This is a genomic window from Nostoc sp. CHAB 5836, assembly GCF_020829445.1.
Lineage (GTDB): Bacteria > Cyanobacteriota > Cyanobacteriia > Cyanobacteriales > Nostocaceae > Nostoc.
Window position 1 is genome coordinate 1 of sequence record NZ_JAIVFV010000001.1, and the last position, 25478, is coordinate 25478.

A 25478-nucleotide genomic window follows, 5' to 3' on the forward strand; every position below is an offset into this window, starting at 1 on the left:
TCCATTTATATACTATACAGCACTATAGCTATATAATATATAAATTCATCTTGTATGTGGCTAAAGCCACTTATCGGCTTATCCCCATGTCTGAAGCCAGGGGCTTGCGCCTCGTTTTCCGGTCAAACGATCGCTATTCTAGCTCCTGAATCATGACGACTTCTTCCTCAAAAAAGTTCAAACCCTCGATCACTGCATCGGAAGTTTAAAATGTCATTACCGACAGTTATTTTGCCTGGATATCTAGAAAGTGCCATCGCTTACCGCCAACTAGAACAATCTCTACAGCAGTTAGGTTTTCGCACCGTTACAGTGCCACTGCGACGGCGCGACTGGCTCCCCACTATTGGAAGAAGACCCGTAACATCAATTTTGCAACAACTTGATCACACGATTAAGCATACATTGCATCAATATAATGCTACTCAAATTAACTTAATTGGTCACTCAGCCGGAGGTTGGATATCCCGCATTTACATGGGAGAAAAGCCTTATTTGGCAGGTGGTAATATCAAGCCGTTTCTCTGGGAAGCGCATCCCCTAGTTGCTACTTTCATCACCTTGGGTACACCCCATATTAGCCAAGAACGCTGGACACGCTCTAATCTAGATTTTGTCACCAACAACTACCCAGGAGCTTTTTATAAAAACGTTCGTTACGTTTGTGTGGCTGGCAAAACTATCTTTGGACAAAGGCGCCCTGGTAGTTGGTTAGCTTATAATAGTTACCAATTAACCTGTGGTAAGGGTAACACTTGGGGAGATGGAATCACACCCATTGAAGCTGCTCATTTAGAGGGGGCGGAAAATCTGGTAATTGAAGGTGTGAGGCATTCTCCGAGAAATCCTGGAATTTGGTATGGCTCACCAGAACCTTTAAAAGCTTGGGTGAAATATTTGATTTAAAAAACTTGATCTTAATACAACATTTATTAATATTTCTTAGCTAAAATCGTAATAGTAATAAATACTTAGTTAAGAACAGGAGGGGTGAGCCATGCAAAGCACCCAGTTCGATAAGATTTTGCGACGAGTAGCGACGATATTATCAGTCGTGATTCTGACTCTGTGTTTTATTTATGTATCTACGGGATTTTTGCTTGCTTTTTACTATGAACCAACAGCAGGCGGAGCTTATAACTCCTTAAAGATGATTAATACACAACTGCCATACGGGTGGTTGTTTCTGAGAGCGCATGATATTGCTGGTAACGCGGTAATTGCGATCGCTCTAATTCAAATTGTGGTGATGTTTTTAGGTCGGCAATTTCGCAAGAGTTGGCTGGCCGCTTGGGTTAGCGTGATTTTGTTGACCCTAAGTGCGATCGGGTTGGATTGGACAGCGATGATTTTAGATTGGACTCAGGAAGGATACTGGCGTTTTAGCATTGAGCTAGGAACCATCGAAGCTATTCCTTTCATTGGTGGGCAACTGCGCGACATCCTAACTGGCGGTGGAGCCATTAACACAATTACCGTCCAACACCTTTACACAATACACAGTTATCTGATTTCAGTGGCGACGCTAATTTTTGCCATAGTGCATTTGTCGGCTTTGGTGTGGCAGGAATCGGAAGCGGAGTTAGGAGTTAGGAGTTAGGAGTTAGGAGTTAGGAGTTAGGAGTTAGGAGTTAGGAGTTAGGAGTTAGGAGTTAGGAGTTAGAGTTTGGAGTTTGGAGTTTGGAGTTTGGAGTTTGTAGAGACGCGATTAATCGCGTCTGTGAATTACGAATTACGAATTACGAATTACGAATTATTCTCCCCCTCATCCTCCAGGAGCCTCACTAGTAGAAAGTTGAGATAATTGGGCGAGGGATAAATCTTCAACTTCTGGTAACTTTTCTAAAGAGAGGGGAGTGGATTGAGTAGCGCCAGATAAGCGTTTTAAAAGGCTAGGTCTGGGGTCATGCAATAGGTAAATAATCCGATCGCCAATTTCCCACTCTTGGTTAGCTGGCATTACCTGTAAGCGTTCTTCTCGTTCTACCAATAAGGTTATTAATGCCCCAGTCCGAATCTTTTCTTGGATGCGATCGCATTGAGTAGAAAATTCAAATTCATTCAGTGTAGTTGTTCCTAACTTCACTCGCCCGTCATTCAAATACTCATTCCAAGTTTTAATCGCTAAGTCTGGAATAAAAGCTTGATTAACTTTATTACTAGCTGAGATATTTGCTTGCGGATCACGAGGGAAAACAGCTAAGACGCGGGGCGGATTAAACTCCTCAGCTGCTCGTTGAGCTAAAACAAAATTCACCTCACCGTTACTTGTCATCGCCAAAAAAGTACCCATAGAGGCCAGTCCCGCCTCTTCCAAAACAGCAGCATCTAGCGCACTGCTGGCAATCACCCGGAGATTTTGGGCCTCAGCTTGGACAAGACATTGGGGGTCAGTATCAATCATCACCACGTTTTCTCCCCGTTCTTGAAAGAATCGGGCAATCAAAAGACTCAAGGGATTACAACCCACAATTACTGCCCCAGTTGCATCTTTGGAGGTGATTTGCAGCCATTTAGCTACCCAACCAGCTGTTAGCCCTTGGCAGACAACAGTCATAATAATTGTGAGGAATACTAAAGCTTTGATGGAATCACCGCCGTTAATGCCGCGCTGTGTGAGCGAAATCGCAAAAAAAGAAGCTACGGAGGCAGCAACAATTCCTCTAGGTGCAACCCAGCTTAAAAATACTTTCTGTCGCCAGTTTAGATCACTATTCCAGGTACACAAGAGGATGTTAATCGGGCGAACGACAAACATCAGTACCAAAACAGTGAATAAACTACCCCAACCCAAAGCAAACACGCTAGCAATAGATAGGTCAGCAGCTAATAAGATAAATAGCACCGAGACACTGAGAATTGTCAACTGACCCTTAAAGCTGCGTAACAGACGTTCTTCTGGGACTGAGGAGTTCGCAAATACTGCCCCTGCAACTACTGTTGTCATTACTCCCGATTCACTGCGGATCATTTGGGATAGGGTAAACAGGCTCCAAAGGATCGCCAGCACCACTAAGTTTTTTAGCTCAAATGACAGAAAACTGGCACGTTTGAAAATCAAACTCATCAGATAACCGCCAGCACCACCAATTGCCGCACCAACACCCAGGCGCATCAGTAAACCAACGATCGCATTAATGGGGTCAGCATCGCCGTTCAAAATCGTATCGAGGACAACGAAGGCGAGGATCGCTCCTACAGGATCAATTAAAACCCCTTCTCCTTCCAAAAGTGTTGCCACTTGCCGATCTACATTGATTTGTTTCAGCAAAGGGCCAACGACAGTTGGGCCTGTCACCACGATTATGGAAGCATAGAGAAAAGCTATGTTCCAAGGAAATTCACCCAGCCAATGGGCAGCCATACTTCCACCCAGCAATGTGATTAGCGTTCCTTGAGTGACCAGCAATTGCAAACTGACTGAAACCCTGCCTAATTCTCGCAGATCCAAGTTAAGTCCACCTTCAAACAAAATTATTGCCGTTGCCAGGGCGACAATAACTTCTAGCCCAGTGCCCAGGGAATGGGGATGCAATAGGCCTATACCATCAGAGCCAAACAAAATGCCCAACAGCAGTAACAAGACGATGCTGGGTACACGAAGGTATGCAGCCAGCACTTGGGCGCTAATGCCTGCAAAGACAGCGATCGCCATCTGTAGGGTGATTTCAAAAGATGCTTCCATGTTGTAGATTTTGAGCGATTTATTTCAAAATCTTTTGTAAAAAACCGTAGATGTTAACTTTACACGGTACAACATCATACCCTTTGTCCATTGCTGAATTTAGCGTTTTTTTACCGGTAGTCCCTAAATTCCGAGTTCCAGACATTGACGCACCCTGCGGCTTCTTTGAGAAGCATCTAGGGACTTTTTTGTGTGTCTCCATCATGTCTTTGTATCCTCTTCAAGCTTTGGCCTCCACTCAGTTTAGCTCCCACAAACTTTTTTTTCCAAAACTTGTTGACAACCGCCAGGAAATTGGTTAACTTATAAAAGGTCTGACTCTGATGCCCCCATCGTCTAGAGGCCTAGGACACCTCCCTTTCACGGAGGTAACGGGGATTCGAATTCCCCTGGGGGTACTTGAAAACAGTAAAAAGCGAATGCTTTTCTGTTGTGAATTTACGAATCAAAACCATCATCCAGTAACTATTATGGGGAGCATCCCAAATGTGCCATTCCCTTGATAGACCTCATCCCCTTCTCCCATCTTTGGGAGAAGGGGAACTAGAATTATGTCTCCCCTCTCCCATCTTTGGGAGAGGGGCTGGGGGTGAGGGAAAAGATTTAAGCTTGGATTGGGATGCTCCCATATTATGAATGATGATCTAACTAAGTAAGTCGGCGCGAAAAAATCAGAGTATGTTACGAAACGTAAATAGCCTTAAAATCTTTACCAATGACAAAGGACAAATGACAGCCTTAGCCAGTTAGCTTTAATTGCGCCGACCTACTTATAGATACGGCTCTTTGCTGGCTAACTCTTCTACACGTTGGTGAATAGCTCGGAGATTTAACCGCAAATCTTTACTGAGGCGATTTTCAATGATTCCCACTGGCATAGTCAGTTTAGGCCAAACTTGAATTGTATAGCACAAATTGGTGCCGATATACTCACCGAGGGAATAAGGCTCTAAGCACCAGCTACCAGAAAAGCCTTTGAAATCTCCCTCTATCATACGGAAATTAATTTCTTTGGGGAAGTATTCTTCCAAATCTAGAACTACCCGCGCACAAAAGTTGAAATTTAGTAAGCGCTGGGAGCCTACTTGTTCCAGGCGAATCCCACCACTGGGATGCTCGATGAGGCGACTCTTGGCAAGGTTGGGGATGAAGTCAGGTAAGGCTTCATAATCTGTCAGAACCCTCCAGATTTGTTCTACTGATTGGGGAATTTGGACTTTAGCACTGATTTGCCGTTGTCGCTCTGCTATTTTCTCAATTTTAACTTCTACCTTAGCAGGCAAATCCCCTTCTAGATTGATGTCATCACTAGGAGACTGCAAATCAGGGTTATCTGTTGTGTTCTGTTTTTTAGTCACTTTCAGAATTATGGTTTGCTTTCGTCAGAAAATTGGGGCAGAGTCAGGGTGAAGCAAATTTCGCTTTGTTCAGAATCCGAGATTGGGAGACTTTCAACTGCGATCGCTCCATTCAGATGCTGCACTAAAGACTTGACTAGAGCAAGTCCTAAGCCAGTCCCTGGAGTCCAACGCCCTTTTCCGCGACGGAATTTGTCAAAGATGTAGGTCGCTTCTTCTTCAGAGATGGCGCGTCCTGTATTCGTCACCTTCATGATAACTTGATCAATTTGTTGCTCAACTCGATGAGCAGCTTCAAGGCGCACTATTGTATTATGCTCTGAGTATTTACAGGCATTCGTTAATAATTCTTGCAGGATGCGGTCAAAACTCTCCAGTTCAGTTTGCAGTTTTAGCGACTTCTCTGGTAAATCTACAGAAATCTTTAATCCTTTCTCTGCAAGTTTTTTCTCAAAAGATGCTGCTATATCCTGGATTCTAGTATTTAAATCTATAGTTTCTAATTGTGGAGCCTCGTGGGGTGACTCTAGCTTTTGCAGGGTCAGCAAGTCATTAATCAAGTTGATTTCCTTTGAACATTCTTGCTCTAGGATATCCAGATATCTAGCCTGACGCTCTGGTGCTATTCCTGGCAAACGCAAATTGCGAATTGACATCAGCATATTTGTCAAAGGATAGCGCAAGCGATCGCTCATGTTACTCAAAAATTCATCTTTGAGTTCATTAAGTTTACGTAGCTGCTCAACATACTGCCGTGTTCTTTCATGCAATTTCGCTTGGAGTTCTAGACTACTCTGGAGTTTCGCCGTCCGTTCATCTACCAAAGTTTGCACTTGGCGTAATGTCTGTGACTGAATTATGGCGTTACTCAGTTGGGCACAAACCATTTCCACAAGAGTTAATTCTGCTGCTTGCCAACTGCGAATTACAGATTGCTGTAGCACTAAGAATCCTAAGATTTTACCTTGACTTTCTAATGGCACCAAAAGTACCGCAGGGAATTCCTCTATGGCAAATAATTGAGCCGCCCTCAAGATATCGTTTTCGTCTGTATAGTCATCGAAGATTACTGCTTTTCCAGAATCCATAAAGGCACGCTGGCATACACCACAGTCTGAAACTAAGAAAGACTTAGCTAAGGTGTCTAGTTCAGTAGTGCCGGACTTTTGTGTTCCCCTAGCCCATTCAACGATCACAGTCGCTTTCGCTTTGGGAATTTGTTTTTTAGCTTGAGTCCTAAATAGTGGATCTGTATATTTTAGTAATATGAGCAAACCGCGATCTGCTTGTAGAGATTCAGCAGTCGAGGCGACAACTAACTGGAGCATTTGATTAAGCTCCAAGTTGCTGCGATTCAACATAGTTAATTGCTTGATCAAGCTTTGATGCTGGTTGCTCTTTTGCACATACTGGTCTTGATGAGCAATTAGTTGAGCTTGTGCCACTCCAGAAAAAGCGATCGCGCAAGCCGACTCGACTTCTTTGAGCAATTGTTTTTCTGATTCACTCCATTCATAAGGTTGGAATTTAATCAGATTAATTACTCCATTATTATTGCCACCAAACCGGGTGGGAATTGCCAAAACAGCTTTTATCGGTAGTGGTAAATATTGACAGCCAATTACCAGACTGTTCTGAATAATGGAAATGTCTTCAATAGTTAATGGTTGGGCGGCACATTGCAGCACTGGTGAGTGCATAAGCAACTGTTCCATCGAAAACATCTCTTCGGGGTGTGGCAAGCCTAAATACTCATCAGCACACCAATTAGTAGTAGTCACTTCTGCCGATGTCTCACCCGCCACTGAAACCAAGCAGCAACAATCTACTTGAAAGACAACTCCTAGCAATTGGGCAATATCTTGCAGCATCAATGCTGTAGCGGAGCTATTGGCAATGATTTGGTTAATCTTTTGTACCAACTTGCGGGCAGGTTCTTCCTGATGCTGCATCAGCTTGACTTGGTAATGTTGTAGTCGATCTATGTTATCTATGTAATGTGGCGGCGATGATAAAGGCTTGTTCATTCTTGGCACGCTCTCGGATAATAACCCCATTGTTTTTGCACCCAACCTCTTGGCATATTCTTCACCGTTAGTTGTGTTGCGACACCTTGATAATTGACAAATCTTGGATGAAGACTTTCTCTCACCTGTTATAGCCCTTTTCTATCTCAGATGGTCAATTCCCGAATGATCAAGCAAATTGCTACATGACTAGATAAGTAATAAAATACTTAAGATATCCTATAAATGCTTCGGTTAGCTTATTTTTGATTGCTTTACGTTGAAATAATGTACTAACTTTATCCTGTCTGTAAGTACACATAAACCGTAATTTCTCTGGAGTTCCAGCAAAATTGCTCTTTAGTTCACGTAATTTTACTTAACTTACTTTATAAAATTTTGTTAACTTTAAAAAAAATCTTAGGTTTAATAAGCTACTCGTTTATCTCCGTAACTCTCAGTAAAATATTAATGAAGCTAAATTTGGGAATGCAGCCCAATTATTATTAATTAATAACCGGGCTGGATTCGTCTAAATAGTAAGACTATACAGCCAAGCTCTCGACACTCAGAGGAACCATATCGCCACTCCTGGTCAAGCCTAACAACATTGGTTGTTGGGCTGGAATTAGTTGACCTGTGAGTACGCAGCGTTCTTCCTGTTGAGATGTAGCAGGTATGCTTGCTCGAATGTCCGTTCGCGAAAATCGAGGCTTCCACTCACCTGATTTTTGCTGGACATAATTCCAAAGAATATCTCGGATCAGAGCTTGATATCCTTGATTACCAGCTATTTCTTTGAGCTTATCCTTGAGTTCCCGCTCTAGGCGGATGCTGGTAACTTCCATATCGGTGGTTGGGGTGCGGGCGATCGTATGCATCAGTTTTTCTCCTTAAAGGTACAGACGGGATAGTAATACAAGTGTAGTACATTTCGGAAAATATTCAATAGGTGAAAAAATTTTTTTTGAAACCCATTTACCCGATGTCTACTTTTTTGTGGGCTACAAATTTTAGAGCCAGTCTGGAATCAGCTCTTATGGGAGTGGAGTATTTATTGATGGGCGATGCTAGCCAAAATCATGAGCAAATCACAAAGGGTAATTAACGCCGTGTGCAACTTTCCTTCAAACCTAACCCCCAACTCCTTCCCGACTAGCGTTAGGGAGCAAAAATCAAAGCCTCTCAGGAGTGGGTGAAAGGAATGGAAGTGGAGGTTTTTGATCAGGAAGGCGTTTACGCACCCTGTTTGAGGCTGATATGCAACTGCGTACCAAACCAAAAGCACCAATCCACCCCGCAATTTCTTTAGCAGAACAGTTTTAGATAAATATACAAGCAAACCTGGAATAACAGGAGAGCATAAAGAATGCTGAAATTAACTTACACTGAAGACAGTTTTGATTTAGAATGTGTGACTCTATCGCTAGAAGAATGGGTAGCGCAGCGAGTAATTTTAGCCCTGCGAGTTGGGCAGAGTTTATGCACTGAACCGAGTACCGCTTCCTTTTTGCTTCCGATTGATTTACCAGGAGTAGAAGTACTCAGGGCTGAGGTAGAAAGAGATGAAAGAGGAATCATTGATCTCTGTGCGTGCGATGCTGAATATATGGAAGTCACCTTGCGGGGTTCTTGGCTATCAGATAGTTGTAAGAATGCTGTAGGTGTGTTTGTCACCAATATAAGCGATCGCGCTGAGTTCTTTTTGCACCAACTTTGGCAGGAAGCTCAAGAGAGCAGTGCTTCTGTCATTAGTGAATAAGGGACTTCCAGTTTAAATATATGTAGGGTGAAACGTAAAACACAGGATATGGCATTATCGAGTAGCAGGTAGTTTAACTAAAGTCAAGGTTAAAAGCGATCGCTTTTGCTAAACGCCCCCTTTAAGATCATAATTAGTGGAAATCAAAAGTAGCGATCTGACAATTAAGCAGTTAACGCACTTAGTAGGAGGTGGTTTAACTCCCCGGATGGTACGCCATTATCATCAATTGGGACTGCTACCGCAACCAGTGCGATCGCGTAGCAATTACCGTCTCTACACCCAAAAAGATGTTCTCCGGTTGCAACGGATTGTCGCACTGAAGCAGCAAGGGTTTCAGCTAAATCACATCCGCAATATTTTGGAGGTGGAACCAGCAGCTGACACAAATGTTAGCCTCATGGGACAACTCCAGCAGCAATATCGGGCGGTGATGCAACAAATTTCTCAACTGCGACAAACTGCATCAGCACTAGAAGGATTATTGGGACGCGATCGCCATTGTCAAATTATCCAAGGGGAAGTTTTGGCACAACTCAAGTTACTCGATGTCGAAACTCAAGCCGGATTAGGGGGATTGGAAAATCTCTGGAGTGGGTTGGACGCTGAAATTCATAGCCATTCAGAAGCTTTTACTGAATCGCTACAACGCTTACTACCTGATTTGTCTCACCGTTCGGAAATTGAACAGCACTTAATTTCTCAGTTAGTTTTGGCTTGTGGCGATGTCAGTTTGGTGTCCTTTATTAAATTGAGTCGGGATGCGATCGCAGCTAGTCGAGAAGCTTTATCTTCAAGCTGTCAAATTGTTGTCGATACCCAAACGGTTGCTGCTGCTTTAGATCGAACCCGATTACTTCACTTAGGATGCCACATTGAAACCTTGATTGATAGTCCCCATATTACCACTGCCACAGAAGCGGAACTTGCCTTTTGGCAACATCGAGAATGGCGAGAAAAATTGCTGCAAGTAAGTAAAGGTTGTGTATTAGTAGTTGGTTATGCTCCCTCAGTACTTCTCGAAGTTTGTAAAGCGATGTCTACGACAGGCTACGCCTACGCTAACCAGAAAATTCAGCCTGCATTAGTAATTGGAATGCCCATTGGCTTTAGCCATGCTCCCGCAGCCAAGCGGCAGCTGATGCAACAAGGGATACCTTATATTACAGTTGAAGGGACTTTGGGAGGTGGCGCTTTAGCTGCTACTGCCTTAAATGCCTTGGTTGAGTCACTGATTGATAAACCAGATTGTCATTGTTATCTCAATCAAAGTAAGTAGGTCGGCGCAATTAAAGCTAACTGGCTGTCATTTGTCATTTGTCATTTGTCATTTGTCATTTGTCATTTGTCATTCAATACAGTTCACTTAAGCATTTATTCCTTTGCGTCCTTTGCGTCCTTTGCGGTTCGTTAACAAAATTGACTTTGACAAAGAGTTTTAGCCTTAACTGAACTGTATTGATTTATCATTAGTAAGGGTTTTAAGCTTATTTACGTTTGGTAACATACTTGGGTTTTTTAGTACCAACGTACTTAATGGATAATTATATTTAAAATTATTAGTTAATAGTAGCTCTAATCCAGGGCTATTTCATTCTCATCTAGCCCGCCTCAGAATTAATTCTGAGTTTAATGGCGAAAGTCGTCTAAAGACGACTGAAAAAAGGTTATAGTCCGTTAAAACGGACTTTACCTATGAGCCAGGAACTTCAGTTCCGGGTGGTTTATGTCTACAATGAAGTAGCCCTAGCTCTAATCTTGCTGCTTTCTATAGAGAACATAGGATTTGTTACGGTAAACAACTGGTATATCCAGCCGATGTTGAATGCGAGTTACTAAATACGAAGCGTCATATTTTATCATCAATGCCTTAACCTGGTCAGTTGTCAAGTTATTGTAGCCGTCTGTAAGTAGTTTTTGATTAAACTGAGTTAATGGATCAACTCCGTTAAAGTTACCACTTAAGTCGCGCATACGTGAAAACCATTCTAATGTCCCAGCTTTAGTCTGAGCCATAAGCTTGTATTTAGCAATGGTTGGGCGCTCTGTTAGCCAGATGAAGTTAGCAAATTTAACCGGTGGAGATATGAATGTGGCATTTTTTGGGGTATTTTTTCGCACCCAAGTAGTCAGATCTTTCCACTGAGGGTCTACCTCCTGCACTTCGTTAGGAAAATTAAGTGTAGACTGAAATTGTTTCTGAAAGTCATGTAATCCTTTGACAATGCTTATACTCAGCACCAGACTACACAGCAATAACAGCACTCTTTGTTGTTTTCTCCTTGTGAAGATTTGATCCAAAGCACAAACAAATAACAAGCAGGCGTTGAGGTGCAACATTACATCACCAACGCGAAAGAGGTAATATTGTAGGAAGCTTCCTTGAGAGTCGAATGGAGCAATGACTACCCCCAGTGCATAGGGAACTAGACTAATCAGCGTAAAGTCAAATAGTCCTATACGAGCCTCGTACTCTTCAAACTGTTCAGATAGTGCTTTAGTTGGACGATTGAACCAAAGGACGCCAGCACTGCTCACAAGCATTAGAAGGAAAAATAGAGGAATTATCCACCAATGTGTAGGCCATGATAAGGGATTCAGATGGTGGGGCATCCTGAAAAAGACATATATATAAGAAATTGATATGGGGCTTGTAGGGTTTGGGCTGGACAATTCTTCGATCAGCGCTTTCAGACCGAATACACTTCCTATCAGGTATAGGGGAATAATAAACCCAATTTCTCGCAGACTAGGAAAACGATTTTTTCGTCTTAAAATCACCCACCCCAGTACAAACAGAGTTGCATAACCGCCTACCAAAATATGGAATGATGTTCCTAGCCCTAAGAGAAAAGCCGTCAGGCGATAACGTTTATTTAGCATGAACGCTATAGCTAACAAGACCATAGCATAAGCAAATATCTTCGTTTCTAGCGTTCCTACGATTCTTTCCCCAGCAGCAACACCTTGATTCCCTGAGAGAAACATTGCAACCGCTAACATTAGCAAAAGCAAATTTAATCCCAGCTTTCGACCGATGAGTACTAATCCCCAAGCTATCAAGCTATAGCAAAGTAACCGCCCTATTATCGAACTAGCCAGAAATCCCCAACTTGCTATCATCCAGCCAAATAAAGTTTGAAACAACACTCGATAAAGGGGTGGTTGATTAACAGACCAATCTCCTGGAACCCAGCTAGGATCAGCGAACTGTCTTGCTAAAGGTAGAGCGTCAATATCGTTGCTCGCCATGATATCAAACAACAATTCCTTGAGACAGAGTAATAGCAAGACTACAATGATTTCTAATGCTACCCAAGCTGTAGTTGCTAAAGTCGATTGATTGGGGAATTTTTGTTGACTCATGTCTGGCAATTTCAATAGCTTCAAATAACCTAAATTGTAGAATTATTATACGATTTAAGTAGAACCAAAATGCTTCTATAGGAATAATATTTGATTCCGGAATCACTGGTTGAGAATAAGGAATAGGGAAAAATAAATAAAGGTGTACTGAGTTTTGTTCAAAAATACGGTAGGAGTCTTATATCCTTTTTTTATGGAATCTAATAATAAAAACTTGTTGCTGGGTAGCTTTGAAAGGTTATACCAATTTAATATGAAGCTGCATAATAAAGAACCCCACCCTAACCCTCCCCGAAATCGGGGAGGGAACTGGATTTTCCCCTCTCCACTCTTCGGGAGGAGACTCAGAGGATGTTTGAAAAGTCCTATTGTAGGTATCAAAACGTTCCAGATCCCCCTAAATCCCCCAATTTATCGGGGGGTTAGGGGGGATCAACAAGTGCCTAAAATCACAGTCAAATACTTTTCAAACATCCTCTAAGGGGTGGGGTCGAATTCTATGCAACTTGACAAAGAATTGGTATCACAAAAAAGACTTACATCTAATTTTTCAAGCATGATGATCACAGGACTTATGCAAAAACTCTCTGCAACTCTTATTTCTTGGCGTACTTGGCGTACTTCTCCCTTGGCGCTAGCCTCTCCCTTTGGGAGAAGGGGAGACGCTACGCGATGGCGGTTCGTTTTTTCATGATTTTGGGTAAGTCCTATATTATTCAGTAATATTTTAGTACTAGTATAAATCCTAACAAGTACAAAACGATTTTATTTAACTAAATCTTGTCCAGCACAATGGAAATAGTTAAAATCAGACGAAGTATATAGTGATACAAATATTTACAATAACTGATAAGAAATATAACAGGGATGTATAATTAGCGCGTCTCCTGCATAATCCATAAAAAGATAATGATTAAGACTGGCAGGCTTTCTATTTTTTACTTTAATAAGGGGCATATGTGGCAACAAGAAAAAAAAGATAATTCGATAGTGAAGCTGGTATTATGGGTTGCCTTTGCTACGACCCCGATGGCAGCAATTCTGGTGGTATCAGCACCGATGCTGGCACAATCTACACCTGATACTCCCACTTTTTCACTGCCGAAAACAGTGCAGAATGGATCAATAGTGCGAATTGACGGTTCCAGTAGCTTGGGTGCCATCAACCAAAGGCTGAAAGAAAATTTTGAAAAGCAGTTTGTTGGTACAAAGGTTGAAGTTGCTGCTAACGGCACTGATACGGCACTGAAAGATTTACTAGAAGGCAAAATCGACATAGTAGCAATGGGGCGCGGGTTGACGCCAGCAGAAAAAGCCCAAGGACTAGAGCAAGTTCGCTTGCATCGTGAGAAAATAGCGATCGTGGTTGGTGCAGAGAATCCTTTCAAAGGAAGCTTGACCAGTAAGCAATTCGCCCGGATTTTCCGGGGAACAATTACAAATTGGTCACAAGTGGGAGGGCCTCCAGGAAAGATTCGGTTAATCGATCGCCCGAACACGAGTGAGACTCGCGATACTTTTCGTGCTTATCCAGCCTTCAAAACTGCTGACTTCACTACAGGACCCAACGCGACCCAACTAACTGAAGATAATACCGCAGAAATCATCAAACAATTGGGCAAAGACGGCATCAGCTATGTGTTAGCTAATCAGGTGTCAAAGCTGCAAGGTGTACGAGTTCTGCAATTACATCAAGCTTTGCCAGATGATGCTAAATATCCCTTCTCGCAACCTTTAGTTTACGTTTACAAAAAAAATCCCAGCTTAAGCACGGTCGATTTTCTCGGCTTTACCCTGGCACCCCAAGGACAGCAAGCGATAGAACAAGCTAGAACTATTGAAGCAGAGGCGATCGCAGCCGGTCTATCACAAGCTGCTGTCACCTCTTCCCCCAGTGCCCAAAGGACACCTGCTGTTACGCCTTCCCCTAGTGCTACTACTTCTGTATTTGGCGACCAGCCCTTTGTAGCTGCTCCTGCACAAAACAGTCCAATTGTAAACAGGGGAACACCATTTTGGTTGCTGCTACCTTTGCTTTTGACTCCTCTAGCTGGAGCGTTAGTATGGTGGTTTTCCCGAAAACGTCCTGAAAAAACAGACAACTTACCAGAATCAAATCCTCATCCACCCAGCAGAGAAAATGGAGGAATGGCAGTGCTTGATGGCAGCACAGCTGCCTTTGTTAACGGAGCGATGGTTGAGGAGCAGCCAGTACCGCACTTTCAAGATCAAGAAACGAGCGATCGCACTCCTTTCAACATCTATGCTCAAACACAATCTGACCTGACCCAAAATGCTACTGAGGGAACATCAAATTTAGTACAAGAGACAACTAATGATACCTCTAACCTCTATGAAGGCACAACCTCAGCCGTAGCTAATGGGTCAGAAAATAACAACTTGGGAGCCGCAGCTTTAACGGGTGGTGCGGCTCTAGCAACGGGCATCGGCGCGGCTACCTGGTCTGCCTTTAACAACAAAGAAACAGAAACTGACACGATTGATGAGACAGTAAACTCAAGTAATTACACGGATGTAAGCATTCCTGAGTCTGATGAAATTGCATGGGATATAGAAGCCCCAGCAGCCGTAGTAAATACTTCATATCCTCACTTGGCTAATATTCCAGAAGAAGCATCTAATGATGTGACAGCCCCACTCCCGCAATTACTAGATGTGCCAGAAGTAACATCAGATTTTAGTTATTGGAACACAGAAGTTGGTGAAGATCAGGTAGATGAGCAACTCCAAGCAGAATTGAACTGGCTAGAGAGTATCACCTCAACTGAAGATACAGCCTCAGTAGATGAATTGCCCTTACCAGAGTCTGGTGAAGTTGCAGCCGATGTGGAACCGTCACCCACACAAACATCCTCACTGTTAGATTTGCCAGAATTGCCAGAAGATGAATTGAATGTGGTGGCGGATGCAGCCGAACCCACTATGGATTTGCTAGAGGAAGAATCTCCAGCAGAGCCGCCTGTTGCAGAAGATGTTGCTGAAGACTCCACAGATTTTGCAGCAGCTGCGGCTTTAGCAGCAGGCGCAAGGATGGGAGTCTGGGCTACCACTTTGGCGTTAGATGGACAAACTGATATGACGGTTGACAATAAGCCAATTGCAGCCGAGACAGCGATTGGTTTGGTAGATACCGATGACGAGAGCAATATTGTCCTCACCCAGCATAGTTATACATCGGCTCATGTATCTTGGGAGATTTCCGAAGCCAAGAAAGCTGCATTTCGACAGCAGGGAGGCTCTCAATTGGTAGTGTGGCTCTATGATGTAACTGGAATTGACTTGAGTTATCAAAGTCCCCACCTGGTTCAGCATTATGAATGCGAGGAGACAGCGCACGATCGCTTTGTGGAAATTCCCATCACCGATCGCGACTACATAGCTGAAATTGGCTATGTCGCTAATGGCGATGGCTGGTTATTCATCGCCCGTTCGGCGATCGTTCATGTCTTCAGTCCTGTCCATCCAGATCCCATAGTTAATGATGTGGCGCTCACCCATGAAACAGATATTTCCTTGGTAGATACCCAAGAAGAGAGCAGTGTTGTGCTGACACCGCATACTGATACATTGGCTGATGTCTCTTGGGAAATTTCCCAAACCAAGAAAGCAGAATTGCAACAACAGGGCAGCTCTAAATTAGTAGTGCGGCTCTATGATGTAACTGGCATTGACTTGAGTTATCAAAGTCCTCAGCTTGTGCAGCAATATGAATGCGAGGAGACAGCGCACGATCGCTTTGTGGAAATTCCCATCAGCGATCGCGACTACATGGCTGAAATTGGCTATGTCGCTGATGGCGATGGCTGGTTATTCATCGCCCGTTCCGCGATCGTTCATGTCTTCAGTCCTGTCCCCACAGATCCGACAGTTGGTAATGTAGCGTTAATAAGCAAAACAGCTATTGGTTCGGTAGATGTAGAAGAAGAGATTACTCAAGAACAGATCACTGAAGAAGAGAGTAACGTTGTTCTCACACCCCGCACTCCCAAATGGGCTTATGTATCTTGGTACATTTCCCAGGCTGAGAAGGAAGCGCTGCGCCAACAAGGCGGCTCCCAATTAGCAGTGCGGCTCTACGATGTAACTGGGATTGACTTGAGTTATCAAAGTCCCCAGCTTGTACAGCAGTATGAATGTGAAGACTTAGCACGCGATCGCTTTGTAGCTATTCCCGTGAGCGATCGCGATTACATGGTTGAAATTGGCTATATTGCTGATGGCGATGCCTACGGCGGTAAACTACATTGGTTACTCATAGCCCGTTCTGCGATCGTTCGGGTCTTCAGTCCCCCCCAGGGAGATTTTTGGTTTGTAGCCGATGCTGAGTTAATTATTCACGGAGCAACCCAACCAAATGCAGCCGTAAACATTGGTGGTCATAACATCAAAATCAAACCCGATGGTACTTTCCACCTACGTCTCCCCTTTTCAGATGGTTTAATGGACTATCTCATAACAGTAGCTGCTGATGGGGAATCCCCTAGAACTGTTCATAAAAAGTTCTCTCAGGAAACTTCCGAAAGCTAACATCACCCTGAGTTATCCCCTTTCACCTTATTCTTCTCTTTACGAGGTAATAGGGAGAGGGGATTTTATTATATATAGTGGTTTTCACATGGATAGAATACACTACTCTAATCCTTAACAAAGTTTGGGGGTTTAATTCCCCTGCCTCTTGTGGCAGCAAGTTTTGTGTCGGGGTTAAATCCCCGTTACAAAACGTAATTACGAATTACGAATTGCGAATTGCGAATTGCGAATTGCGAATTGCGAATTGCGAATTGGTTTAATCCCCTAGTACAGGTCGGCGTAAATAAATAGACCATTTAAAATAGCCAGAAAGCCTAAAATTAAAGTCTTTTGACTTTTGACTTCCGCCTTGCGGTACTAGTCTCTTTCCTTTAGCAAAGTGTATTTTATACAACCGACAAGCCTTATATTTAGGTTACGCAATGCGACAGTTGTCTCTTTCTTTCGATTTGTCTGGTTCCGAGCCAATTAATACAACTTGGTTCCAAGATATTTTAGCCATTCTTAAAGTCAGTCAAGAACCAGCATGGACTGACAATTTTGGTAAATCTCTACGCCAATGGCTGATGCAACAGAGACATACTCCCATTAAAACACTCAGCTTATTTTCTGGTGGTGGTGGATTAGACATTGCATTCCATGATGCTGGCTTTGAAATCATTCAAATGGTAGAGCTTGAAGCCAAGTATGTTCAGACTTTACAAAGGAATTCTTTACCAGAAAAATGGCTAGAAGGCTCTGAAGCTGTCTGCATTGATATTAGAGATTATTTACCTGAATCTCATCTGAAAGTAGACTTTATTATTGGAGGCCCTCCTTGTCAAACTTTCTCTGCTGCTGGACGTAGATCTGCTGGAGTTTCTGGAACAACTGATGCTAGAGGTACACTATTTCAAGAATATGTTCGTATTCTCAATATACTTAAGCCGAAAGGATTCTTATTTGAAAATGTATATGGAATAACTGGTGCCAATGGAGGCAAAGCTTGGCAAGAAATTCAAAAAGCTTTTAGAGAAGTTGGCTATAATATTTATTTTCGGATTCTTGATGCCGCTGATTATGGAGTACCTCAACATCGAGAACGTTTATTTATTGTTGGATTAAAAGAAGGCGAATATTTATTTCCCTATCCTACTCATGGCCCAGATTCTCTGAATCAAAATCCTTATTATTCAGCAGGAGAAGCTCTAGAAGGCGCTGATATTTCCGAAATGGAAACAGGTCTAGGCGGACGTTTTGGACATCTACTCGAACATATTCCACCTGGACTTAACTATAGTTTTTATACAAAAGAAATGGGTTATCCTAACCCAATATTTAGCTGGAGATCAAAATTTTCAAATTTCCTCTACAAAGCAGATCCAAACAATCCAGTACGAACAATTAAAGCGCAGGGAGGACAATACACCGGGCCTTTCAGTTGGGAAAATCGGAAATTCTCGATTGCAGAGTTAAAGAGATTACAAACTATTCCTGATGACTATGATCTGATTGGTAATAGACAAATTGCTATTGAACAAATTGGAAATTCAGTGCCTCCTCAACTTGGCCGGATATTGGCTCTTAGTATTTTAGAACAAGTAATTAAATTTAAATTACCTTTCCCTATAAGTTACTTACCTGAGAATAAAAAACTAGGTTTTCGCCAGCGTAAGAGAAAGTTAACAGAAATTTATTCTCAAAAAGCTAAATCTGCAATTACAGATTTACATCAAGCTGGAAAAATCTTATCTATACCTCGGTTGAAATATGAAGATAAAGGAAAAATGATCAGATTTTTATCTGCTGATTTTTCTTGGAAAACAGAACAAACTTCTGAAGCTGTAAAAATTTATATATCCTACGCTTTGAATGATTCATGCTGGCTGTTTACAGCAGGGATCAATGATAATTGCGAAGAAGAATATCAATTCGTGATAGATGTTAATCCTTCTTGTGGTCATGATGAATGGGTTTTGGGAACGTCTTCAGTTAAGCTTTGTGCGAAAGCTCTTGATACACAGTTATATACATCTCTTTGGAAAGCTTTTGAAGAAAAGTTAACTGAAGCTACAGGAAAAGCGGATTTAGTTCAGTTATCTGGATATTATCAATACAATGCCCGAATTAGTGGAATAATAACTTTTCATCCTCAGTTGAAAGTTAAACCACTTTGGCGTGTAATCCAATGTGTGACGAGATGTATTGGTACTGCTGCTCAACTTTCAACCATAGAGCTTGCAGACCGATGGGGCGTGAAAGCAGAAGATGTCTTTTCCTATCTTCAGTCTCTGCGAGCTATGGGCTACGAAGTTAGAAATCACAACACAAACCCACAAATTTCCGAAGATGAGTATTTGATTCCTTACGCCTTTCCTACATTAAACCCTAAAAGCGTGCAACTTCGCAAAAGTCTATAAACAGATCATGAATGAGCTTGACTTGAGTTATCAAAATCCCCAGCTTGTCCAGCAGTATGAATGTGAAGATTTAGCACGCGATCGCTTTGTGGCTATTCCCGTGAGCGATCGCGATTGCATAATTAGACCATCCCTTATTTCGGAGCAACAGAAATGCTTTCCTTCCCCACAGCCCTGACTCCTTTGCCCGAAATCATTGATGGCTTACCCAATATTTCTGGTTGGGAAACAGAGGTTTTCTCTGTAGTTAACCATGAGCAACCAGTATTTTTACCAACAACGAATATCCGCTTAGAAGACGTAAATGCTGTGTTTGCGATCGCCTTACATATGCACCAGCCAACTATACCTGCTGGAAATGGCGGTACACTCATCAGCAATCTGCAATATATGTTTGAACATCCAAATGTTGGGGATAACCACAATGCAGATCCTTTTGCCTATTGTTACAGCCGCATGGGAGACTTGATCATCGAACTTGTAAATCAAGGTTGCAATCCCCGTGTGATGTTGGATTACTCTGGTAATCTTTTGTGGGGACTCAGGCAAATGGGACGCAGTGATGTTCTCGATCACCTCAAACGCATCACTTGCGATCGCACCTATCAGCCTTATGTAGAATGGCTGGGTACAATGTGGAGCCATGCAGTTATTCCTTCCACACCTATAGCAGATATTAAATTGCAGATCATCGCATGGCAACATCACTTTGCAGCAATTTTTGGCTGGGAAGCACTAGCGCGAGTCAAAGGATTTTCGCCCCCAGAAATGCACTTACCAAATCATCCTGATGCTCTCTTTGAATTTGTCAAAGCCCTGAAAGAATGTGGGTATCGCTGGCTACTTGTTCAAGAACATACTGTAGAAACAATTAGTGGTCAATCTCTTACCCACAAACATTTACCACATCGTCTGATTGCCCGTAATTCTCAAGGCGAAACAATTAGCATTACAGCCTTAATTAAAACCCAAGGTTCCGATACTAAATTAGTTGCACAAATGCAGCCTTATTATGAAGCTAAAACATTATCTAAACAACATATTGGCAGTGTATTAGTGCCACCAATAGTTAGCCAAATTGGCGATGGTGAAAATGGCGGTGTGATGATGAATGAATTTCCTAGCGCTTTTAAACAAGCTTGGCGGGATATGGTCAATAACGGGGGTGGAAAATCAGGTGTTGTTGGGATGTGTGGTACAGAATATTTAGAATTAATAGAAGCTGCTGGATGCAACCCTGAAGACTATCCAACTTGTCAGCCAGTGGGACAACATCAGATTTGGGAGCGAGTTTCAGCAGACAATAGCCAACCGGAAGCTGTAGAAAATTCGATTCGAGAATTAAAGCAAATCAATTCTAATTTTCACATGGATGGAGCTTCGTGGACAAATCATATCAGTTGGGTAAAAGGATATGAAAATGTGTTGTCTCCCATGTATCAACTAAGTAGTTTATTCCATCAAAAAGTTGATACATTACAGCAAACTGACTCAGAAGAACCTATAACCAGACAATCTCACTACCGCAACATTCTCCTACATAACCTTTTGCTGCAAACTAGTTGTTTTCGTTATTGGGGACAAGGTGCTTGGACTGATTACGCACGCGAAATTTACCAACGTGGCGAAAATTTATTGCAGTGAAAAGGGCGGTTAAAATAATTCGTACCTATTTACTCGATCGCCACTGCTACGATCGCAATCCCTCTAATCGCTAGTTTGTTGGACAAAGATGGACAATGAGTACATATTCAGCGATAGTTTTCTTATGGCTAAATATGTGAAACCAAATGAAGCAGCTAACACTCTGGGAGTTTGTTTGCGAACCCTCAGACGATGGGAAGAAGAAGGTAAAATCAGTACCGTCAAAACGCCGTCAGGTCAAAGACGGTACGACATCGAAAGGTTCATTAAGAAAGAATCAGAACCAGACGGAGGACGCGCCACTGTTGTCTATGCTCGCGTCTCTACCAGACCACAGAAAGCAGACCTTGATAGACAAGTTGAACGATTATCAGCGCTCTATCCCGGCGCTGAAGTCGTTAAGGAAGTGGGAGGAGGACTCAATATGCGGAGGAAAGGACTCATCGCTCTTTTGGGACGAGTTCTGCAAGGTGATATCGGAGTTATTGTGGTTGCCCACAAAGACCGACTTGCAAGATTCGGATTTGATATTATCGAGTGGTTATGTGAACAAAATGAGTGCAAAATCGTGGTTCTCAACCAAATCAGTCTCTCTCCACACGCCGAACTCGTTCAAGATATCGTCGCAATTCTCCACAGCTTTTCAAGCCGACTTTACTCCATCAGAAGGCTTGAAAACCAAATCAAAGAAGAGTTACAAGTCGAACCCGAGGCACAAGAAAGAAAAGAAGTCGCCTAATAAAACACTCAAAATTCGGGTTTATCCTGAACTTGGATTGCACCAAAAATGGAAATCTTGGTTATCGGCATCACGCTACTGCTACAACAAAGCTATTGCAGCATTGAAAGCAGGTGAGAAAATAACCAGCGCTTATTCTTTGAGGGATTACGTATTAGGACTAGACTTACCTGAGTGGGTCAAGTCTGCACCATCTCACCCAAAAGAGAACGCTATTTTTGATGCTTGGGACGCTTGGAAACAAGCCAAGGCGGTAAAAGGGGAGGCAAGTTTTAGAAGTTGTCGGCAACCGTCACAATCAATCAAATTTCACAAAGTTAATTTCAATGGTGAGACTTGGTTTCCATCGTTGGTCAAAGGACTTAGTTTTAAGTCTACAGAACCAATTCAAAAAACTGAATTTGCAACCCAACTCGTCAGAGATAGAAAACGGTGGTTTGCTTGTATCCCAGTAACAGAGGAGGTTGAGCCGAAAGAATTAGACAAAGTAATTGCGCTTGATCCAGGCGTGAGGACATTTTTGACTGGATACGACGGCGATTCTTTTCAAGAGTTTGGCAAGGCAGACATTGGACGCATTCAAAGATTGTGTTCTCACCTTGACTCACTTATGGGCAAAGCATCAATTGCTGGTAGAAAACAGAAACGCCGGATGTACGAAGCAGCAAACCGCCTAAGAATCAGGATTCGTAATTTAGTGGATGAATGCCACAAACAAGTAACTAATTATTTAACAAGTCAATACAAAGTTATCTTGTTGCCAACATTTGAAACATCTCAGATGGTGGTTAAATCTAAACGCAAGTTACATACCAAAACAGCTAGACAGATGCTTACTTGGGGGCATTACCGTTTTGAATGTCACTTAAAGCAAGCGGCTAAAAAACGGGGTGTTGTTGTCATTGACGTCAACGAATCCTACACCAGCAAGACTTGTACTAAATGCGGTCACAAGCACGACGAGTTAGGCGGTTCTAAAACATTTAAATGTCCCAATTGCGGTCACGAACATGACCGAGATTGGGGCGGCGCTCGGAACATTATGATTCGAGCTTTGAGGGACGGCTCCTTTGCTCTCTCTATTAGTAGTGAGAGCATCGCTATCGCGTATGATCTGTTTGTCCAGAGATGTACAGCGTAACACCGTCAGCGGAGCGTTTGGAAGAGAAGATAGGCGTTACAGTGAGTCTAGCACTGTAGAGGCACTTCCAAATTTATAATTAATTTTTGAGAAAAAGCTAAAAACTAGACTAGGCAATAAATACAGATGATCCGACCGCGTAAGGTCTTTGCTCAACATTGGCTTAAAAGTGAAAAGGCGCTTGACGCAATTATTAAAGCAGCAGAGTGTACAGAAAGCGATCGCTCCCCCAAAGGCGATCGCGTCCTGGAAATTGGGCCCGGAACTGGCATTCTGACTCGTCGTTTATTATCCTTAGTGCAATCTCTGGTTGCAGTTGAAATAGACCGCGACTTATGCCAACTGTTGTCAAAGCAGCTTGGTAAGACTGAAAATTTTTTACTGCTGCAAGGCGATTTTCTCACTCTAGATTTACCATCTTATCTGGCAGCCTTTCCCAATTTCCACAAGCCAAATAAGGTAGTAGCCAACATTCCCTACAACATTACAGGGCCAATCATTGAGAAACTATTGGGTACGATCGCTAGCCCCAACCCCGAACCATTTGACTCTATAGTCTTGCTGGTACAAAAAGAAGTCGCAGAAAGGTTATATGCTAAAGCAGGATCAAAAGCTTTTGGGGCGTTGAGTGTGCGGGTACAGTATTTGGCTGAGTGTGAGTTAATCTGCACAGTTCCAGCAGCCGCATTCCAGCCACCGCCAAAAGTCGATTCAGCAGTGGTGCGATTGCGTCCTCGAAAAATAGAAATACCAGCGCTTAATCCCCAACAATTAGAGAATTTCTTAAAGTTGGGGTTTGCTGCCAAGCGCAAAATGTTACGAAATAATTTGCAATCAGTGATAGAACGCGATCGCTTGAGCCACTTACTGGAACAATTAAAAATAAATCCCCAAGCTAGAGCCGAAGACCTCAGCGTTCAGCAATGGGTAATTTTAGCGAATGAGTTAGGAGTTAAGAGTGAGGAGTTAAGAGTGAGGAGTTAAGAGTGAGGAGTTAAGAGTGAGGAGTTAAGAGTGAGGAGTTACAGCAGTTTTCATGTATTTGAACCACAAATAGACCTCTCTGAGAGAGGCTTTGATTTTCTCCCCTGACACCAACAAAAGTTTTTCCGCTTCCCTCTCCTTGTAGGAGAGGGTTAGGGAGAGGTAGGGAAGGGGCTGGGGGTTAGGTCTCATAATTGTGGTTCATTTACCTGAAAATCGCTGTAAGAGTGAATATGTAGATGATTGCTTTGATTCAAAACCCAAAATTCACCAATTTACAACTAGCAACCTATAGCTTCTATCTTTCAAAATGCGTTCCTACAGCCTAATTGCCCCTGCTAAAATTAATTTGTATCTGGAGATCATTGGCGATGCCTCCGGCGGGCTACGCCAACGCTCTGATGGGTATCATGAGTTAGCCATGATACTTCAAAGTATTGGTCTTGCAGACCAAATTGATGTGCGTTCCATTAGCACTGACAGCATCCGTGTTCACTGCAACCACCCACAAGTACCGACAGATAAAAGTAATCTGGCATACCGTGCAGCAGAATTAATGGTGAGACAATTTCCCGAAGCCTTTGCTAAATATGGGGGCGTGGAGATTACCGTTAATAAGCAGATTCCTGTAGCTGCTGGGTTGGCTGGGGGTTCGACGAATGCAGCAGCTGTGTTGGTGGGGATAGATTTACTATGGAAGTTGGGATTAACTCAGTCAGAATTAGAGGAGTTAGGAAGCACACTCGGTTCAGATGTCCCCTTTTGTGTAGGGGGTGGAACTGCGATCGCAACAGGTAGAGGTGAGCAGCTTTCTCCACTGCCAAGTTTGGATAATATTTATATAGTGTTGGCAAAATACCGCAGCCTTGAAGTTTCCACGGCTTGGGCATACAAAACCTATCGAGAGCAATTTGGTAATTCTTATATTAGAGATAGGGACAACTTGGTAGCGCGTGCTAATGCAGTTCATTCGGGAGCAATAGTAAAAGCTATCTTGGATAAAGAGGCGGGAGAAATTGCCCAAAAACTGCGTAATGATTTAGAACGCGTGGTATTGCCAGTCTATCCCCAAGTCTTGCAACTGCGAGAACTGTTTGGAAATCAAGAAGGTGTTTTAGGAACAATGATGTCTGGTTCTGGGCCAACAGTATTTGCTCTTTTTGAGTCTCAACAGCAAGCAGAACAAGTTAAGCTGCAAGTGAGGAAAGCAATTGTTGATGAAGACTTAGAATTGTTTGTGACTCGGACAATTACACATGGTATTCAGGTAGCATCTTCAGTTTAATTCCGGTTCCCCCCTTAAAAAGGGGAGCCAGCGCGGTCTTCTCCCTTGGCGCTAGCCTCTCCCCTTGGGAGAAGGGGAGACGATGCCGCGCATGGGGGTTTCCCCCATGAGCGACTGGCGTGGGTTAGGGGGGATCGATAAGTCCCTAAAATCACAGTCAAGTACTTTTCAAACAACCTCTAAGACAAAAATTATATCTAATGCTCCAATCTAAAATCTAAAATCTTATGAATGATCAAAATTTAACACCACAAACAGATGCTAAAGAACAGGTGAGAGCGAGTCCGTTACGCTGTTTTACTGGGGCGGTGATTTCTGGGGGGATGGGATTTGCAGCGTATTCGCTGATGATTGCGATCGCTACAAATTTTGCGACTAAACCTATCCATTCAATTAATCCATTGGTGGTGAAGATTTCTTCTGCTGTCCGCACTCTGGTTGTTGGTGTAGTTGCTTTAGGAAGCGGGATATTTGGTATAGTGGCAATTGGTTTGGTGGCTTTGGGAGTGCAATTATTAGTGCAGCAACTGACTAAGCAAAAAAGTAGTGAAAGCTAGT

General features: G+C 42.8%; 18 protein-coding genes, 1 tRNA gene and 1 pseudogene. 15 read left to right on the plus strand and 5 right to left on the minus strand.

Going from position 1 to position 25478, the window contains the following annotated elements; translation table 11 throughout:
* The first annotated feature begins 210 nt into the window (after positions 1–210).
* Positions 211–906 (plus strand): triacylglycerol lipase, encoded by a 696-nt coding sequence (locus LC605_RS00005; RefSeq protein WP_229545530.1) that lies wholly within the window; start codon positions 211–213, stop codon positions 904–906.
* A gap of 91 nt (positions 907–997) precedes the next feature.
* Entirely contained in the window at positions 998–1600 is a 603-nt protein-coding gene (locus LC605_RS00010) for a cytochrome b N-terminal domain-containing protein (RefSeq protein WP_229545531.1), read from the plus strand.
* Positions 1601–1765: 165 nt separating this feature from the next.
* Here LC605_RS00010 and LC605_RS00015 read toward each other — a convergent pair whose 3' ends face one another.
* A complete protein-coding gene (locus LC605_RS00015) occupies positions 1766–3685 on the minus strand; it encodes a sodium:proton antiporter (RefSeq protein ID WP_229545532.1) in 1920 nt (639 codons plus the stop codon).
* A 325-nt stretch (positions 3686–4010) separates the two neighbouring features.
* Here LC605_RS00015 and LC605_RS00020 point away from each other — a divergent pair.
* Positions 4011–4083 (plus strand) — tRNA-Glu (locus LC605_RS00020).
* Positions 4084–4455: 372 nt separating this feature from the next.
* Here LC605_RS00020 and LC605_RS00025 read toward each other — a convergent pair.
* The 3 genes from LC605_RS00025 to LC605_RS00035 all read right to left on the minus strand — a co-directional run bounded on the left by LC605_RS00025 (position 4456) and on the right by LC605_RS00035 (position 7930).
* Positions 4456–5043, minus strand: coding sequence for an SRPBCC family protein (locus LC605_RS00025; RefSeq protein WP_229545533.1), 588 nt, complete (start codon positions 5041–5043; stop codon positions 4456–4458).
* An 8-nt stretch (positions 5044–5051) separates the two neighbouring features.
* Complete coding sequence (locus tag LC605_RS00030) at positions 5052–7070, minus strand: GAF domain-containing protein (protein WP_229545534.1); 2019 nt, start codon at positions 7068–7070, stop codon at positions 5052–5054.
* A 524-nt stretch (positions 7071–7594) separates the two neighbouring features.
* Positions 7595–7930: a ribbon-helix-helix domain-containing protein gene (locus LC605_RS00035; RefSeq protein WP_229545535.1), complete on the minus strand. Its 336-nt coding sequence runs from the start codon at positions 7928–7930 to the stop codon at positions 7595–7597.
* 358 nt (positions 7931–8288) lie between these two features.
* On the opposite strand from LC605_RS00035, the pseudogene LC605_RS00040 reads away from it, so the two are divergent.
* The 3 genes and pseudogenes from LC605_RS00040 to LC605_RS00050 form a co-directional block, all read left to right on the plus strand.
* A pseudogene (locus tag LC605_RS00040) lies at positions 8289–8375 on the plus strand (HNH endonuclease); the annotation flags it as partial.
* 43 nt (positions 8376–8418) lie between these two features.
* Complete coding sequence (locus LC605_RS00045) at positions 8419–8811, plus strand: alr0857 family protein (RefSeq protein ID WP_229545536.1); 393 nt, start codon at positions 8419–8421, stop codon at positions 8809–8811.
* Positions 8812–8953: 142 nt separating this feature from the next.
* The gene (locus tag LC605_RS00050) at positions 8954–10090 is read left to right on the plus strand and encodes a precorrin-8X methylmutase (RefSeq protein ID WP_229545620.1); all 1137 of its coding nucleotides are present in this window, start codon (positions 8954–8956) and stop codon (positions 10088–10090) included.
* A 473-nt stretch (positions 10091–10563) separates the two neighbouring features.
* Here LC605_RS00050 and LC605_RS00055 read toward each other — a convergent pair whose 3' ends face one another.
* Positions 10564–12177 carry a DUF6798 domain-containing protein gene (locus LC605_RS00055; protein ID WP_229545537.1) on the minus strand — a complete coding sequence of 538 codons (1614 nt, stop codon included), beginning with the start codon at positions 12175–12177 and terminating at the stop codon, positions 10564–10566.
* A 957-nt stretch (positions 12178–13134) separates the two neighbouring features.
* On the opposite strand from LC605_RS00055, the gene LC605_RS00060 reads away from it, so the two are divergent.
* The 9 genes from LC605_RS00060 (at position 13135) to LC605_RS00100 (ending at position 25477) form a co-directional block, all read left to right on the plus strand.
* On the plus strand, positions 13135–16725 hold the full coding sequence (locus tag LC605_RS00060; RefSeq protein ID WP_229545538.1) for a DUF4912 domain-containing protein: 3591 nt from the start codon (positions 13135–13137) through the stop codon (positions 16723–16725).
* 425 nt (positions 16726–17150) lie between these two features.
* Positions 17151–19127: a DNA cytosine methyltransferase gene (locus tag LC605_RS00065; protein WP_229545539.1), complete on the plus strand. Its 1977-nt coding sequence runs from the start codon at positions 17151–17153 to the stop codon at positions 19125–19127.
* Between the two features lie 7 nt (positions 19128–19134).
* A complete protein-coding gene (locus LC605_RS00070) occupies positions 19135–19305 on the plus strand; it encodes a hypothetical protein (RefSeq protein ID WP_229545540.1) in 171 nt (56 codons plus the stop codon).
* Complete coding sequence (locus LC605_RS00075) at positions 19281–20771, plus strand: glycosyl hydrolase family 57 (protein WP_229545541.1); 1491 nt, start codon at positions 19281–19283, stop codon at positions 20769–20771. The genes LC605_RS00070 and LC605_RS00075 overlap by 25 nt, the downstream gene beginning before the upstream one ends.
* A gap of 124 nt (positions 20772–20895) precedes the next feature.
* Positions 20896–21510: an IS607 family transposase gene (locus LC605_RS00080; protein WP_229545542.1), complete on the plus strand. Its 615-nt coding sequence runs from the start codon at positions 20896–20898 to the stop codon at positions 21508–21510.
* A gap of 13 nt (positions 21511–21523) precedes the next feature.
* Positions 21524–22651, plus strand: a complete 1128-nt coding sequence (locus LC605_RS00085) for a transposase (RefSeq protein WP_309143251.1) — start codon at positions 21524–21526, stop codon at positions 22649–22651.
* Positions 22652–22777: 126 nt separating this feature from the next.
* Positions 22778–23635, plus strand: coding sequence for a 16S rRNA (adenine(1518)-N(6)/adenine(1519)-N(6))-dimethyltransferase RsmA (rsmA, locus tag LC605_RS00090; protein WP_229545544.1), 858 nt, complete (start codon positions 22778–22780; stop codon positions 23633–23635).
* Between the two features lie 310 nt (positions 23636–23945).
* Positions 23946–24920 (plus strand): 4-(cytidine 5'-diphospho)-2-C-methyl-D-erythritol kinase, encoded by a 975-nt coding sequence (ispE, locus tag LC605_RS00095; protein ID WP_229545545.1) that lies wholly within the window; start codon positions 23946–23948, stop codon positions 24918–24920.
* Positions 24921–25147: 227 nt separating this feature from the next.
* Positions 25148–25477 carry a DUF3082 domain-containing protein gene (locus tag LC605_RS00100; RefSeq protein WP_229545546.1) on the plus strand — a complete coding sequence of 110 codons (330 nt, stop codon included), beginning with the start codon at positions 25148–25150 and terminating at the stop codon, positions 25475–25477.
* Position 25478 lies beyond the last annotated feature (1 nt).

Bases quoted from the DNA above. Each gene is read 5' to 3' on its own strand.
- LC605_RS00005 (WP_229545530.1), top strand. From the start codon at position 211: ATGTCATTACCGACAGTTATTTTGCCTGGATATCTAGAAAGTGCCATC.
- LC605_RS00010 (WP_229545531.1), top strand. From the start codon at position 998: ATGCAAAGCACCCAGTTCGATAAGATTTTGCGACGAGTAGCGACGATA.
- LC605_RS00015 (WP_229545532.1), bottom strand. From the start codon at position 3,685: ATGGAAGCATCTTTTGAAATCACCCTACAGATGGCGATCGCTGTCTTT.
- LC605_RS00030 (WP_229545534.1), bottom strand. From the start codon at position 7,070: ATGAACAAGCCTTTATCATCGCCGCCACATTACATAGATAACATAGAT.
- LC605_RS00035 (WP_229545535.1), bottom strand. From the start codon at position 7,930: ATGCATACGATCGCCCGCACCCCAACCACCGATATGGAAGTTACCAGC.
- LC605_RS00045 (WP_229545536.1), top strand. From the start codon at position 8,419: ATGCTGAAATTAACTTACACTGAAGACAGTTTTGATTTAGAATGTGTG.
- LC605_RS00055 (WP_229545537.1), bottom strand. From the start codon at position 12,177: ATGAGTCAACAAAAATTCCCCAATCAATCGACTTTAGCAACTACAGCT.
- LC605_RS00060 (WP_229545538.1), top strand. From the start codon at position 13,135: ATGTGGCAACAAGAAAAAAAAGATAATTCGATAGTGAAGCTGGTATTA.
- LC605_RS00065 (WP_229545539.1), top strand. From the start codon at position 17,151: ATGCGACAGTTGTCTCTTTCTTTCGATTTGTCTGGTTCCGAGCCAATT.
- LC605_RS00070 (WP_229545540.1), top strand. From the start codon at position 19,135: ATGAATGAGCTTGACTTGAGTTATCAAAATCCCCAGCTTGTCCAGCAG.
- LC605_RS00075 (WP_229545541.1), top strand. From the start codon at position 19,281: ATGCTTTCCTTCCCCACAGCCCTGACTCCTTTGCCCGAAATCATTGAT.
- LC605_RS00080 (WP_229545542.1), top strand. From the start codon at position 20,896: ATGGCTAAATATGTGAAACCAAATGAAGCAGCTAACACTCTGGGAGTT.
- rsmA (WP_229545544.1), top strand. From the start codon at position 22,778: ATGATCCGACCGCGTAAGGTCTTTGCTCAACATTGGCTTAAAAGTGAA.
- ispE (WP_229545545.1), top strand. From the start codon at position 23,946: ATGCGTTCCTACAGCCTAATTGCCCCTGCTAAAATTAATTTGTATCTG.
- LC605_RS00100 (WP_229545546.1), top strand. From the start codon at position 25,148: ATGAATGATCAAAATTTAACACCACAAACAGATGCTAAAGAACAGGTG.